Below are 14,945 nucleotides of genomic sequence, written 5' to 3'. Positions count from 1 at the left end.
TCTGTCAGGGTGGAGGCGTGAAAGTTGAACTTTCCCCACGGAAGAATTATTACATCACAGTGAGGGTTTATAAAATTCCAAGTCAGCTATTTTACGTTTGGTCAAAAAAATAGACACCCGTTAGGAGCGTCCAATTGTTGCAGGGAAGTGTTCACGTACCTGACTTAGTGTATTCTCTTCAAATATCTGTTTACCATATTCCTCCAACAAGTGAATGGTTACTTCTGTATCATCTGCAAATTCGAAAATCTGGCTGATTAAATCTTCCTGTCGATCATCATCATCTTCCGCTTCACCGATGAATTCCACATATAAATAATAGTTGTCTTTATAATGGAACAGACTATTGTCAACTTCCTCATCGAATCCGTCGAAATAGTGACTCAGTTGAATAACATCTTCAAAATCGCCAAACTTTACAATGAGTGACAAGTTACCATCTTCATCGTCGTCTTTTGCGGATTTTCCTTTATTTTCACCGAATTTATGATCAAGCATATTTTCAATATTATCATCGACTGAAATATCAATGGTATTTCCATTCTCAGTTGGCAACTCGATATTCTCACCGTTTTTGGATACCTGCGCCTTTGTAACGATAATTTCAAGGCCTTTATCCATTGCCTGCACTTGAATCCAAAGCGGCCCATCAACATTAAAGTCCTCTTTATAATTCACTTCATCCATCATCTGCCAAAACAGCTGCTCACTGCGCTCACGATTATACCAGATTTCCTCGCGTTCAAAGCCGCGGTCTTCAATATCGATATAGGAAATATAAAATTTTACGGTGTTCTCATTTATGCGCTCTATTTCCATCCTTTTTCTCTCCCTTCTCTTTAAAACTGAAGTCTGGTGGAAGAGACTGCTTCCCCATATCATCCATCTATAATTCATGTTCCCATTTTACGTTGATTATAACCATTTTATCTCTATATATAATAATTGTATGATACAGGGCGGCATTTTGAAAATTTATTTGCCTATAATTACAATTATTAATTTATTATTTTAACTGATAATCATCTATTTGTCACGAACATCGAAACGAAAAAGCGCAGACCGGCTTTTTCAAGGATCTGCGCTTTAAGTTTTTAGCTGATAAGTTTACATCTTTAACCTGATTAGTTTACCATGCGTTGTGCTTCACGAAGCTGGAAAGTTCTTACCGTTCTCGGCAGGAATCTGCGAATTTCATCTTCGTTATAGCCAACCTGCAGACGTTTTTCATCAAGAATGATCGGCCTGCGCAGTAGTCCAGGATTTTGCTGAATCAGACGAAACAAGTCTTTCATTGGCAGCTGATCAATATTGACATCAAGCTTTTGAAAAACTTTTGAACGTGTTGAAATAATCTCATCAGTTCCATCTTCAGTCATCCGTAAAATTTCTTTGATTTCATTTAAAGTCAATGGTTCAGAGAAAATATTACGTTCAGAAAACGGAATATCGTGTTCTTCCAACCACGCTTTTGCTTTTCTGCAAGATGTACAACTTGGTGAGGTATAAAGTGTTACCATAAAACTTCACTCCTCAATCTAAAGAATGTATAGTCATTTCTTGAATATTTAACAACTTATCAGATTAAAATAAGTTTAAATAACCTATATGTACAGTATACTATAATTGTCAAGTAAAAGATAGGTAATTCTGTGGAAATTTCGTGAAAAAACAAATGCTCATAAAAAGTTATCGTTATTTGTAAGATTCCCTATTTCCCACTAATTAAACATGATAATTGAAAATAAACAAAAAAGCAGCCTCTTGATTGATAATAAAACAAGAGGCATTGATTATTACGCTTTTTCTGATGTTTGAATTGCTTCGAAAATATTATCTGAATCTCTGTTTTCATCATACGTCAGCACTTCGTCAACAGGCTGATAGGACTTCCCGTAAATTTCTTCATCCTTGTACGTATGAATATCCTCGTACATTTGCTTCATGCGCTGGTAGATTTCTTCTTCTGTTTCATCGTTGGGAGACCAATACAGAATTTCCATAGGGGTTTCCTCATTAGTAGCCAGTGAGCGGCGATTATAGTCAATGTATTGTGCGTGGGTAAATCCTTCACGTCTGTAAAAATGAAGTCTCTTTTCAGTATCTGTATCATCATAATCAACAGGTTCCACTTCCAGAATGATCGGTTTGTTATGTTCCTTCAGTTTTTCGATTATTTTATGACCAATCCCCTGTCCTCTTGATTTTGCTGACACATATACATAATCGATGAAAATGAACGTATCAAATTCCGCATACATCAAAACATGGTATTCACCTTCATCTTTATGATAAACATCCCCTTTTTCTTTCAGAAGCATGTCCATATGTTCCTTGGATTTCATTTCTTCCACAGGGAAATATTTACTCAACTTCTCATACCAGTTCATAAATCTACTCCTTCAAATTTTTTTGACTTTCTTATTATAACGGAAAAAATACGTTTTGTTAAATCAGCATCATCCCGGACATTATTTTTACTTTTCCCGAATTCATGATTTAAATTCAAAAAACCGGCCATGGAGGAGTCTGATGAAGGCTGAAAAAAACAAAAAACAATGACAGCAGTATATCACTATCATTGCCCATATAATCTAAAAATCATATTCTGCTTCTTTTGCTTCACGAATTTTCTTATGTGCTTCCGCCAAATCAATGGTCTCTTCAACAAGGCGATCAATCCGGAACAGCACATCATCATCAATAATTTCTTTTCGGTAAAAATATTTATCTTCAATAAAAACGTATGATTGAACAATCTGTGCTTTCATGTATGCCAGAATTGGTTTCAATTGCTGCTCCGCAATCAAATAATGCTTAGCTGTTCCTGCTGTAACAAGTATGCCGATAACTTTATCCCGAAATGCATCAACCGGCAGCAAATCAAAGATATTTTTCAGTGTCCCGGGTATGGAAGCCTGAAAAATAGGCGTTCCAATTATAACCGCATCAGCTTCCATCACTGTTTCCGCAACATATTTTGTATCACCATCGTATTCGAAATAACCTCGTCCATCACTGAACTGGATATCATATTCAGCCAGATCAAGCAAGATAATCTGTGCATCGGGAAACCTTTTTTGAACAACCTCCATTGTTACGTCCATTGCTGTTCTTGTTTTTGATCCAACTGTTGAGCCGGATAACCCGACAATCTTCATCGATGTCCCCCCTACTGTTCCTTTGTATATTTCCTGATTGCCGGTAAAATTTCCGTACCAATCAGTTCTATATTTTTCTTTAATTTATCAAACGGTACACCACCGAAATCCATTTGTGCAATATAACGTTGATGTCCGAAAAGTTCATGCTGATAAAGTATTTTTTCAATGATTTGCTCAGGACTGCCTACATTCATAATATCACGAGGATCTGCTCCCTGTGCGAATTGCTGTTTTGGGAACCCCCTGCCATTGGTCAATTTCATTCCCTCATTGATATGCGGGTAGTATTCTCTCAATGCTTGCTGTGTTGTTTCAGCTGCATAAAAGAATCCGGCTGTCGAAACCGGCAGCTCCGCCGGATCAAAGCCGCCTTTTGCAGCCGCCTCGCGATATGCATCGATGGATCGCTTAAATACCGATGCTGGTCCTCCAAGATGCGCTAAAAACATTGGTACACCTGCATAGCCGGCTTTAATTGCGCTTGCCGGTGTGCCGCCGACAGCACGCCAGATCGGCAGTGAACCATGTTTCGGCCGGGGCAGGATCCGGGCATTTTTTAATGGAGCTCTATACTGTCCGCTCCAATTTACCACTTCCTGCTCGTTTAATTTCCGGAGCAAGTCAAATTTCTCCTCATATAATTCTTCATAATCGCGCAGGCTGTATCCGAGCAATTCAAAATTTCCGACACGTGACGCGCGTCCGGCAATGATTTCTGCCCGGCCGCCGGAAAGCTGGTCAATCGTAGCAAAATCCTCGTAAACACGGACCGGATCCAGTGTGCTGATAATAGTTGATGAACTTGCCAGCTTTATTTTTTCTGTAGCCTGGGCAAGTGCACCCAAAACAACTGTATGTGCCTGTGTTGCAAAATACTCCTGATGACTTTCTCCAACACTGAAAAAATCAATGCCGGCCTGCTCAGCAAGTTGGGCGAGTTCAACAATTTCCCGGAGCCGCTGCTCTGTGGAAATCCGCTCTCCAGTTGCGGGATCCGGCAAATGATCACCCAATGTATAAATCCCGAACTCCAACCCTTTCGATGAATCAATTCGATAATTTTCCAAGCTGAATCCCCTTTCTATTAAAATGAATACAATTAATGTTCATGTGCAGCTTGATCCTGATCATGCTGGCACATCAAAGACTCACCGTGCGGATGCTGCTCATTTTCCATTTGAATGGTTACGTGACCGATTCCATTTTCCTGCAGATTTCCCTCGATGATTTGAAGCAGTTTCTGGCTTTCCTCAATATTAAGTTTCCCGTCAACCACCGCATGACAAGACAACGCGTTTTGTCCGCTGGTTATCGTCCAAACGTGCAGATCGTGAATACTCTCAATACCACCAACACTTTCAATCGTGCGAATGACATCGTCAAGGTCTACATTTTTCGGTGTTCCTTCCATCAGCACATGAACCGCATCTTTCGTTACACGCCATCCACTGACAAATACAAGTGCTGCCACTATCACACTGGCCAGCGGATCAGCCCATCCCCATCCAAAAAACATAATGAGAAGTGCCGCAACGATGGCCCCGACTGAACCAAGCAGATCACCAAGAACATGCAAAAATGCTGCACGGAGGTTTAAATTTTCATCCGTATCACCGCGCATTAAAATCCATGCCACCACAATATTAACGGCCAACCCAATGCAGGCGATAATCAGCATGCCGGTCGAAGCTACTTCAGATGGACTGGTAAACCGCTGAAATGCTTCATAGAAAATGTATAATGCAATAACTATCAACGTCACACCATTGAAAAACGCTGCCAATATTTCAAAACGCTTATACCCGTATGTTTTACTGTAATTAGCCACTTTCTCGCCCATAGCAAAGGCAACCAGTCCGACGCCAAGAGAGACAGAGTCACTTAACATATGACCTGCATCAGACAATAGCGCCAGACTATTTGTTATAAAACCGCCAGCCGCTTCGATAATCATATAGATGGTTATAATAATAAAACTGATCATGAGCGCTTTTTTATTAGCGCCATGTGTATGATCGTGACCGTGATCGTGTCCCATTGTCAACCCCCCATCAACTGTGCAGTGCGTGATCAATCGTTTGCTTCAAAATATTGATAACATGTTCATCATCATGCGAATAATATAACGTTGTTCCTTCCCTGCGATATTTTACAAGACGCAGGTTTTTCAAAAACCGGAGTTGATGTGAAACCGTTGACTGTCTCAAGTGCAATGCTTCGGCAATTCCATTTACCGAGTATTCATTTTGAAACAGCAAATGCAAAATACGGATTCTGGTTGGATCGCCAAGTGCCTTGAACGTCTGTGAGACAACAAATAATGTCTCTTCATCCAAATCCTTATTTTTCATATCATGCGTTTCATTTTGCCCAGCCATTATCATTCCCCCGCATTTTTATTCCATTCGAATGGTATTATACCGCAGTTCAATATTCATATGTGAATATATTAGTATATGTTCATATTTTACAAACAAAGGAAAACGAAGTCAAATCAAATTACCATAATTTTCACCATCACTGATCAAGTCTTTTCATAATTCATCTTTCATAACAGTAAGATTAAGTAAGCTGCGAAAAAAATAAAGGTGGTGAAGTAGAAACATGAATCGTGTTGTTTACTTGGATATTAAAGGGATGCATTGCCCGAATTGCCCTGCAAAAGTCGAAAGAGCTGTTCTGAAAATGGACGGTGTATCCCAAATTAATGTCAGTTGGGAACGCGAAAATGGCTGTGTATCATATGATCAGCATACAACAGCCATTACGGAAATCATTGATCGTGTTGAAAAAATGGGGTTTAAAGCGAGCATTGTTCAAGATGGAATTAAAATGAAATAACATCTCAACAAGGCAATCTATTGTGAAGGGGTTGCCTTGTTCTTAATTACATCTCCTTTAGGATTAATAACCGGACTCTTCCGATGTAAGGTTCTCCAGCATGGTGTGATCATGCTTCGGCAGCGGTTTTTCCGCGGGTCCTTCAATTACCTCACCTGTATAGGAAAACCTGGAACCGTGACATGGACAATCCCAGCTTCGGTCCCCGCTGTTCCATTCCACTTCACATCCGACATGTGTACAGGTTGTATCAACAATATGCAATTCCCCATCCTGGTCTCTATATGCTCCTTTTCTGTCACCATCAATACTGATAACAGCTGCTTCATCATTACCCAATGTATCGGGATCAGCGTCCGAGGTTTCCAGTTTTCCTTTTATTAAATGTTCCGCGACATCAGCATTTTGAACCAGGAAATTCTTTATGCTTGGTGTTGCATAAAATCTTGATGGCGTAAACAAATCCCGAAAAGGATTCTTTTTATCCAAAACTATATCACGGAGTAACAATGCTGCTGCGGTTCCGTTTGACATACCCCATTTCCTGTATCCCGTTGCAATCAGGATGTTTGGCTGTCCGGTTGTTATTTCACCAATGTACGGTACTTTATCCAATGTTGTTAAATCCTGCGCTGACCACCTGTAAGGAATGTCCTTCAATCCAAATACGTGCTCGCCAAAGTCTTCCAGCGCCTGATAGTGTTTCATTGTATCCTTTCCCTGACCTGTTTTATGACTTTCCCCAACTACAAGTATCATTTCTTCCCCGTTGATCGTCACCGAACGCATCGAACGTGTTGGCTTGCCGGCACTAATATACATACCGCCCGGAAAATCTTTTTTTGGTTTGGCTGCCACAATGTAGGAGCGGTCTGCATACATTCGTGTGGAATAAAAACCGAGTCCTTCATAAAATGGAAAATGTGAACATGCAAGCACATGTTTCGCTGTAACCCGGCAATCATTCCGTGTCAAGACTGCAGGGTGTTCACCGGTCTCCACATTTACTGCCGTTGTATTTTCGTAGATTTGCACACCTTTTTCTTTCATAACCTGAGTTAGATGTGTTAAGTATTTAAGCGGATGAAATTGTGCCTGATTATGCATGACAACAGCATTTTTGATGCTGACATCCAATGGAATCGTTTCAGCATTACCCCCATCAATGCCCAGCTTTTTATAAGCCTTCATTTCCTTATTGATTTTGTCCGCATATTCTTCAGATGTCGCATACATATACGCATCCTGATCACTGAAATCACAGTCGATTTTTAACTTTTTCACCGTTTCCTTAACGAACCGCAATGCATGCATATTCGCTTCGTAATATAATTTCGCCTTGCTTTTCCCGAGATTAGTTATCAGTTCGTCATAAATCAGTCCATGCTGTGCGGTTATTTTTGCGGTTGTATGTCCAGTTGTACCGTTTAACAGTTGATTTGCTTCCAGAACGGCAACTTCCAGCCCTTCATCCGCCAGTAAATAGGCGGCAGTAATCCCCGTTATTCCGCCACCAACAATGCAAACATCAACTTGTATATTCTCTTCCAAAGCAGGAAATTCATGAAAATCAACTGAATCCCGCCAAAATGATACAGTTTTTGCAGGTAACTTCCCATTATCTTTTTGAGGCATTTTTTGATAATCCTCCATTCGATTTGTTGTAATGTGTCTAGGTTTTCCATTAAAAGCGGGAATATTCGTTACCAATTGACTTGGGAAATGACATAAAAAAACAGAATTCCGAAATATGAATCCTGCAGTCCTGAATTTTCGCTTCAATATCCTCCAATTAAAAGGGCATTTCACCACTTATAGGCTGAATGCATAAGTTATCGATGTAAGAATTCTTTTCTATGAGGTGACAAATAAATGGCAGTTTCCAATATTGACTTTACATCTCCAAATGTGCAGTATACGTACGATCTAAGTAACAATACGATATTTGAAAAAAACCCGGAAAATTATATTAATGCACTTGGAATTCAGCAATTAAAGACCATCGGGAATAGTTTTTTACTGGATGTCTATTTAAGTTCCGGTAATGTCGTTGAGTACCATTACCATCCAAATGCTACCGAAGTTTTATATTGTATTACAGGGGCAATAACCGCTTCACTGGTTAATCCATTTACAAAAGAACGGAAACAGTTTTCACTCGGTTCTGGTCAGGTTGTATGTTTTCCGCAGGGCTGGCTGCATGATGCTAAAGCAACTGAAGATGACACACATCTGCTTGCTGTGCATGACACCCCTGAACTGCAAACAGTTTGGTTTTCCGATCTTCTTCGTCTTTTGCCGGCTGAGCAATTAGCATATATGTACTGTCTGAATGAATCAGAGATAAAAGATGCCTTGCAGCCTATTCATGACACCGTTGTTATTGGCCCGCCGCGAAATTGTGAACGGGACAGACAATTTTCCGGTGCCAGAAGTGCACATGAAAATATGACCTTTCAGCGCTTTCCACACAATCTGGACGACTAGTAATAACCTTCACTTAAAATAGACCGGATAATATGAATCGAATCCCATTCACCGAACGAAAAAAGTGTTATTGGATATTTCTTCTTAAAAACTTCTGCTTGAATTTCCCGGTCACTGTAACCCTGTTTGTGGAGTGTAAGAATTTTTTCACGCAGTTCTTTTAAATTGTGAAGCTTATTTTTCAATGCCTGGTGACCATCCCTCACATACCCTGCATGGCAGCAGAATAGTTCGCCAAAATCGTACGTCAGCATTCGTTCGATCGAATGAATAATTGTGGGAATATCTTCTTCACGCAGGATAACTTTTGTTTTGGGAGTGACATACAAATCCCCGGAAAAAAGTTGTCCTGTTTCCCGGTTTAAAAATGCCAAGTGGTCCTTTGCATGTCCCGGTGTCTCAATGACATCCCAGGCTGCATTCCTGGATGTAAAAGTATCATCGATCGATTGTGCCTGGAATGGCCGGCGCCTTCCCCAAAATAACTGTCTGTATAACGGATAAGCTGCTTTTTTTGCGCATGCATCGATAGTTAATGCATTCATATACACAGGTAATCCGTATTCTTTTTGTAAATATGCCGCACCGCCTGTATGGTCTTCATGAAAATGCGTAATCATTATCTGATCCACATCCATTTGTGCAAAGAAAGGTTGAAACTTTTTCAGTAATGTATGCCCACCGGTATCAATCAGTACTCCATCCACTTCAAAACAATAAACATTCATTATTACCTTTTGGAATGAAACATGTCCGTTAATGAACCGTACATTACTTTTTTCATCCACTGACACCTTTGTTTTTAAAAACATACCCTTCCCTCCCATACCAACTATACTATAAAATGAATCGTTGTTCATTTGTTATATCTAACCGCAGAAAAAAGCTGGGACATATCAGAAAAGTGTAATTCAAAAAACGAACAATAGGAAACTTAGCGTAGTATATTTCCGGAGCGATTATTCGCGCCATGTTCCAATAGTTGTTCATATTTTACAATAAAACACTTTTGTCCCAGCCTCATTCAGGTAAGGTATTTTGGATTTTTTCAAACTAAACGATGACTCATTCTATTCAATGTCTAAATACCTGCAAGCAACATGTCCCACAGATTTAGCCGCAACCAGAATCGCATCCTCGTCAATATCAAACTTTGGATGGTGGTTAAAGTAAGGATCTTTGACACCTTTTGGAGTGCAGCCAATATAGAAATAAGAGCCAGGAATTTTTTCCAGATAGTAAGCAAAGTCATCAGATGGTGACAATTTAGGAAATTCCTTTACTTCTTTAATGTCTTGATCCTGAATATTGTTTAGCGTATTTGCGACAAGTGTCGTCAATTCAGGATCGTTATATAATGGCGGATAGTCTGATGTATAAGTTAGTTCGCACGTTACACCAAATAATTCTTCCAATCCATTCACAATCCGATGAAACTCTTTGTCAATAACCTTTTGCGTTTCATCATCGGAATAACGAATATCCCCCTCAATTTCAATACTATCCTTAATAACGTTAAAACTTCCCTTTCCGTCAAAAGAACCAATTGTTACAACTCCCGAATTCATTGGATTCACACGGCGACTGACAATCGTCTGTACCGCCGTTACAAAATAGGAACCTGCAACAATCGCGTCATTTGCTCTGTGAGGGGATGATCCATGCCCACCAACACCTTGTATCCGCAATTTAAAATAAGTTCGGCCATTAAAAGAATAACCACTATGGTAGCCGACTGTCCCTGCAGGTGCCATCGGTAAGATATGAATACCAAAAATAGCTTCCAACTCATCAAGTTTACCTGAATCCACAATACTTTTCGCACCGCCTGGAGGCTGTTCCTCTGCGTGTTGATGAATAATTTTAATGGTTCCTTTGATGTTATCTTTTAATTGAATCAGGCAGTCGGCCAAAATTAACAAATATGCTGTATGGGCATCATGTCCGCACGCATGCATTACACCTTCATTGCTTGATTTAAACGGAACATCTGCCTCTTCCATGATTGGCAGTGCATCAAAATCGGCACGAAGTCCTAACGTTTTACCCGGTAAACCGCCTTTAATCGTTACAATGATTCCATGTCCGTTTCCAACGTTCGTTTCTATTTCAACATCTTTTCCTTTGTAAAAATCAGCAATATATGCTGCTGTTTTTTCTTCCTTAAAGGATAGTTCAGGATGTTCATGTAAATAACGGCGAATTTCAATCATTTCGTCTTTACGTTCTTCCAGCATTTTCATCAATTCGTTTTTCATAAAGTAAGACTCCTTTCGATTTTGGTCCGATAATGCATGGTCAAATGCCTTACCATAAGATTACGCTGTTTGTTCGGCTTTTGTTGTTTTCTTACCAGCGACTTTACCTGGAACAAGTACAAGAATCGAGATTAAGGAAAGGGCGGCAAAAATGACATTGGTAACAATTCCGGCTGTTGCAGATATATGAACTGTACTTACCATTGCAACCGTGCTGTATACCGTTGCAGAAATTGCGATACCAAATGCATTTCCTAAAGAACTTGCCATTTTATATATACCCGAAGCTTCCCCAACTTTATCATCCGGTGCTGCGGAAACAGCTGTATCCGTTGACGGTGTTGCATACATGCCAAGTCCTAAACCGAATAAAATGAATCCGACAAAGACAAATACTGTATAAAGTATATCAGGAAGAAATGTTAATCCCATCAATGCTACACCTATTAAAGTAATTGTTGATCCCCATATTGGTTTTTTCTCGCCGGTCTTTTGCATCAATTTTTCTCCTACACGTATCATAGCAAGGACAGCAACAAGATAGCCAATGGAAAGCAAACCAGACTGAAATGCGCTAAAGCCACGCCCTACCTGTACGTACGTATTTGCTACAATCAATGTACCTGCAACAGCGTTCAATAAGAAATTAGAAATGGTTGCTCCTGTATATGCTTTATTTTTAAACAACTTGAAATCAATTAAAGCACTGCTTCTTTTTCCTTCATATTTAATAAATGCAAAGACTCCCACAACCGCCACTGCTGCTGTTAATAATGTCAGAAGGCTTGTCCAGCCCATGTTTGAACCCTGAGTAATCAGTATATTAATTGCAAGCATCGTCACAATAAAAATTCCCAATCCGCCAAAATCAAATTTAAACTTACCGGTTGTTTTGGCTTTACTCTCAGGTACATCTTTTATAAGCCACATGGCAAGCAGAGCGAAGACAATGGAAAAAATGAAGATCCATTTCCATCCCATGTACGTGGCAATAGCACCGCCAGCAAACGATGTAATACCTGATCCACCCCATGAACCGATGGACCAAAAACTAAGTGCCCTTTGTCTTTCCGCACCTTCAAAATATGCCTTCATCAATGCGATTGTCGCTGGCATAACAGCTGCTGCAGAAAGTCCCTGAAGAACCCTTCCGATAATCAATAGTGCAGCTCCTTGGGCCATTACGAGTAATAATGAACCGATAACACTTAATATTAAACCGATATACGTGATTTTCTTTCTGCCAATTCTATCTGCCAATCCACCTGCAACAACGATAAACAATCCGGAAAATAGTGAAGTCAAGCTGATTGCTATATTCAATACACCTAAATCAACACCTAAGTCCTGCTGAACTGCCGGCACAATGTTTACCATTGCCTGAGCAAATAACCAAAATGTAATGACACCAAATACAATACCTGTAATCATTTTATTTGTACCTTTATAATTTGCCGCTTCCATGTTAATCCTCCTCGTTGTGAGTTATGAGAAACCTTTCGTATTTCTCCCCTGACCAGCTTATAAATAATGGAATCAATGCAATATTTTTAAATTCCTGTGTGATCACATCTTTATTATAAGAAAAAACATCACAACGAATAAGCTAATAGTTGACCTGTCACGGAACTAAGTAGCACCTTTTTTTGATTTATCATTTATCAGGTAAATAATAAACCGTTGTTTTTTTACATTAAAAAAAGCACCCATGCATTAACACATAGATGCCCTTGATTTATACCAGTTATTTTACCGCTCTGCGAATATCAAAAAAATGAATCGCATTAAGCGTTAAATAAGAGTAAAAGGACCATTCTTCATCAAAGGTCTCATCAAACAACTCCAATGATGGCTGACTGGTTTGAATAATATACTCAATCACTTCTTTATCCATTCCGTACTTACTATTTAAATCCCACCATTTCTTGTACAATGCACCATTATCCTGGTCAAAGACACGTTTTCGTATTTGATAATCACCGGGGTCGAGATTTGAAATTGTAACATAAGCAGTCTTATTTAACTTTTTCAAAAATGTTTCTTCTGTTGAATAGTATGGATTCACATTATTACAATTCATCAAAACAAGCTGATAACCCGACTCATTTTCCGTCATGATATAAGTTTCTCCTGCTGCAATAACGTCGCCGTTCAGATGTTCCAAAAATTGCATGGCGAAGTATGCGGGCCTTTTTCCACTGAAGTAATGATATAATTCCATACCTTCTAAGCGAATATCCCGATTCTTTCCGCTTTTTTCATGCTGTTCCGTGTTAATCCAAAAACCAATTGTTTTTACCTCATTGGCAATTTCCAGTGCATTTTTAAAAACTAATGCACCGCGAAAAAACGTTCCATTTGTATATCTGGTGTTTCCCGATAACGTGTTCCAGCTTACAAGATGAAGTGGTTTTTCTTTGTAATGTTTCCTTAAGTATCCTTTTAATCGTAACGTCCGTTCCTTAATATAATCTCCTGCAAAGGCAAAACGTTCATCACCAAGTTCCTCAAAATCAATTACCCCATTTTGATTGGCTTCATATCCGATGAAATCCATCGGCACATCCTTTTCCATCATCCATTGGTGATGCTTGCTTGTCCTTTTTTCTTTAAATGAAAAAGGCAGAAACACCCCTACATTTATAGAGGGAACACGATTTTTCAATGTCTGGTATAGCTTGCGGTAAATCCGGTGCATTGCCCTTTCGTTTACTGCTGTTACATACGGTTCATAAAACATGAAATACCATGATTCCATAAATGATTTCCCATATACATTTAGACAATGTTTCAAAAACAAATCAAGTTCCGTAAAATAGTGCTGTTCATCCTCGGATATTTCTTGATAATCAACACGAACAAACAAAGAAAGTCCATGTGACTGCAAAAAGTTCAAGGCAAAATCAGCATTATAATAAGGCGAGGTCGTCGCGATAATTTCATCTGTTTCCACTGGAGGGATAATGGTAGAGCCGTGAATCAGCCGGCGAATACCAACATATGAAAGACCCAAGTCCTTTTTTGCCATCAGTAGCTGTGATCGCACGCCTTCCTTCAAAACCTCCCGCAATTCCCCAACAGACAGGTTGTGCTCGGGACGAACTATTCTCTGTTCGGGAACCTGTGATACATCAATCGTTATTTCCTCTAAACGCCACTCCATGCTGTTAAAGGATTCTGCGGTATCACCTTCGAGAACTGTTTGCAAATTCCTGATAATATCACGTGATTGTATCGTTTGAGAAGCATCGATAGGATCGTATATTTTCACAAAATCTTTTTTATCCTTCTGGTGGTTTTCCCGATAAGTATTCGGTGTGACCTGATAATCCTCCTTGAATACTTTTGCAAAAGACTTAGCATTCGGAAATCCGTTTTTCATTGCAATTTGTCCGATCGGCTGTGATGTATAAAGTAAATCTTTGACAGCATGTTCCAATCGAATTTTCGTTAAAAACCGATAAAATCCGATGTCGGTCATTTGTTTAAAATAACGGGACAAATATCCTGCAGACAAATAGAACTTTTCCGCTATGCTTTTAAGTGTAATCGGCTGGCTATAATTCTCTTCCATGAAATGAATGATTTGTGCTAAACGCTGATCGCTTGTGTTGATTCTTTGCAAGCTGCTTGCTTTGTGTTTAAATCGCCGGATTAAAATAAGCAAAATATTACTTATATACGACTGAATTGCGATTTTATAGCTCTCATCTTTTCGGTAGTAGGATATCAATGTCTCGGCTAGTAATTTTTGAAGTGTATGAACGTGTTTTTCACGCCCCATATCGACTTCCCTCGAGTAACATTCAAATCGATTGTTGGAATAGGCATCATAATGCTGACTCATATACTGATCCGTAATCGTGACAATCAACACCCGATTATGGTTACTTCCCTTTATTTGATACAATTGATTTCGATTAATAACTAATAAGTCTTTCTCTTCCAGCGCATAATAGCGGCTATTCATTTCAACAGTCAATTCTCCACTAATTACCATTATTAATTGAATCCCCTGATTAACCCTTGGGGACAGTGATTTGATTTCCTGCAAACTTATCGAAAAGTCATTTAGATCCGCCATGCTGATTCCTCTTTTTCAGTAAAAAATTTGTTATCAAGCTTTTGCGTCTTTAGTATATAACATATGAATGGATTTTTGAATTTTAGCAGACCTTATGTTTCCAAGATGAAT

14 protein-coding genes are annotated in these 14,945 nt (G+C 39.3%); 2 read left to right on the top strand and 12 right to left on the bottom strand.

All coding sequences use genetic code 11. The annotated features are described in order from the left end of the window. Positions 1-120: 120 nt before the first annotated feature. From mecA to B1K71_RS06085, 7 genes are all read right to left on the bottom strand, one after another. On the bottom strand, positions 121-819 hold the full coding sequence (gene mecA, locus B1K71_RS06115; RefSeq protein WP_077325122.1) for an adaptor protein MecA: 699 nt from the start codon (positions 817-819) through the stop codon (positions 121-123). A gap of 305 nt (positions 820-1,124) precedes the next feature. Then, a complete protein-coding gene (gene spxA / locus B1K71_RS06110; protein WP_077325120.1) occupies positions 1,125-1,520 on the bottom strand; it encodes a transcriptional regulator SpxA in 396 nt (131 codons plus the stop codon). 276 nt (positions 1,521-1,796) lie between these two features. Continuing rightward, complete coding sequence (locus tag B1K71_RS06105) at positions 1,797-2,390, bottom strand: GNAT family N-acetyltransferase (protein ID WP_077325118.1); 594 nt, start codon at positions 2,388-2,390, stop codon at positions 1,797-1,799. A gap of 204 nt (positions 2,391-2,594) precedes the next feature. Then, on the bottom strand, positions 2,595-3,161 hold the full coding sequence (locus tag B1K71_RS06100; protein WP_077325116.1) for an NADPH-dependent FMN reductase: 567 nt from the start codon (positions 3,159-3,161) through the stop codon (positions 2,595-2,597). Between the two features lie 11 nt (positions 3,162-3,172). After that, entirely contained in the window at positions 3,173-4,231 is a 1,059-nt protein-coding gene (locus B1K71_RS06095; RefSeq protein WP_077325114.1) for an LLM class flavin-dependent oxidoreductase, read from the bottom strand. 32 nt (positions 4,232-4,263) lie between these two features. Beyond that, positions 4,264-5,202 (bottom strand): cation diffusion facilitator family transporter, encoded by a 939-nt coding sequence (locus B1K71_RS06090; protein ID WP_077325112.1) that lies wholly within the window; start codon positions 5,200-5,202, stop codon positions 4,264-4,266. A gap of 13 nt (positions 5,203-5,215) precedes the next feature. Then, positions 5,216-5,542: an ArsR/SmtB family transcription factor gene (locus tag B1K71_RS06085; protein WP_077325110.1), complete on the bottom strand. Its 327-nt coding sequence runs from the start codon at positions 5,540-5,542 to the stop codon at positions 5,216-5,218. 226 nt (positions 5,543-5,768) lie between these two features. Here B1K71_RS06085 and B1K71_RS06080 point away from each other — a divergent pair, with 226 nt between their 5' ends. Then, on the top strand, positions 5,769-6,005 hold the full coding sequence (locus tag B1K71_RS06080; RefSeq protein WP_077325108.1) for a cation transporter: 237 nt from the start codon (positions 5,769-5,771) through the stop codon (positions 6,003-6,005). 63 nt (positions 6,006-6,068) lie between these two features. On the opposite strand, the gene B1K71_RS06075 is transcribed toward B1K71_RS06080, so the two are convergent. After that, complete coding sequence (locus B1K71_RS06075) at positions 6,069-7,640, bottom strand: FAD-dependent oxidoreductase (RefSeq protein WP_077325106.1); 1,572 nt, start codon at positions 7,638-7,640, stop codon at positions 6,069-6,071. A 237-nt stretch (positions 7,641-7,877) separates the two neighbouring features. On the opposite strand from B1K71_RS06075, the gene B1K71_RS06070 reads away from it, so the two are divergent. Further along, the gene (locus tag B1K71_RS06070; RefSeq protein ID WP_077325103.1) at positions 7,878-8,492 is read left to right on the top strand and encodes a cupin domain-containing protein; all 615 of its coding nucleotides are present in this window, start codon (positions 7,878-7,880) and stop codon (positions 8,490-8,492) included. On the opposite strand, the gene B1K71_RS06065 is transcribed toward B1K71_RS06070, so the two are convergent. The 4 genes from B1K71_RS06065 to B1K71_RS06050 all read right to left on the bottom strand — a co-directional run bounded on the left by B1K71_RS06065 (position 8,489) and on the right by B1K71_RS06050 (position 14,834). After that, positions 8,489-9,304, bottom strand: coding sequence for an MBL fold metallo-hydrolase (locus tag B1K71_RS06065; RefSeq protein ID WP_077325101.1), 816 nt, complete (start codon positions 9,302-9,304; stop codon positions 8,489-8,491). The two genes, B1K71_RS06070 and B1K71_RS06065, sit on opposite strands and share 4 nt — an antisense overlap. A 258-nt stretch (positions 9,305-9,562) precedes the next feature. Further along, positions 9,563-10,750 carry an amidohydrolase gene (locus B1K71_RS06060; RefSeq protein WP_077325099.1) on the bottom strand — a complete coding sequence of 396 codons (1,188 nt, stop codon included), beginning with the start codon at positions 10,748-10,750 and terminating at the stop codon, positions 9,563-9,565. A 60-nt stretch (positions 10,751-10,810) separates the two neighbouring features. Beyond that, positions 10,811-12,214 (bottom strand): MFS transporter, encoded by a 1,404-nt coding sequence (locus B1K71_RS06055; protein ID WP_077325097.1) that lies wholly within the window; start codon positions 12,212-12,214, stop codon positions 10,811-10,813. A gap of 280 nt (positions 12,215-12,494) precedes the next feature. Then, complete coding sequence (locus B1K71_RS06050) at positions 12,495-14,834, bottom strand: helix-turn-helix domain-containing protein (RefSeq protein WP_077325095.1); 2,340 nt, start codon at positions 14,832-14,834, stop codon at positions 12,495-12,497. Positions 14,835-14,945 lie beyond the last annotated feature (111 nt).

It is taken from the genome of Virgibacillus siamensis, from assembly GCF_900162695.1.
In the GTDB taxonomy this organism is placed as follows: Bacteria; Bacillota; Bacilli; order Bacillales; family Amphibacillaceae; genus Lentibacillus; species Lentibacillus siamensis_A.
The sequence above is the reverse complement of the archived record's forward strand: the minus strand, read 5'-3'. Positions and strand labels throughout refer to the sequence as shown.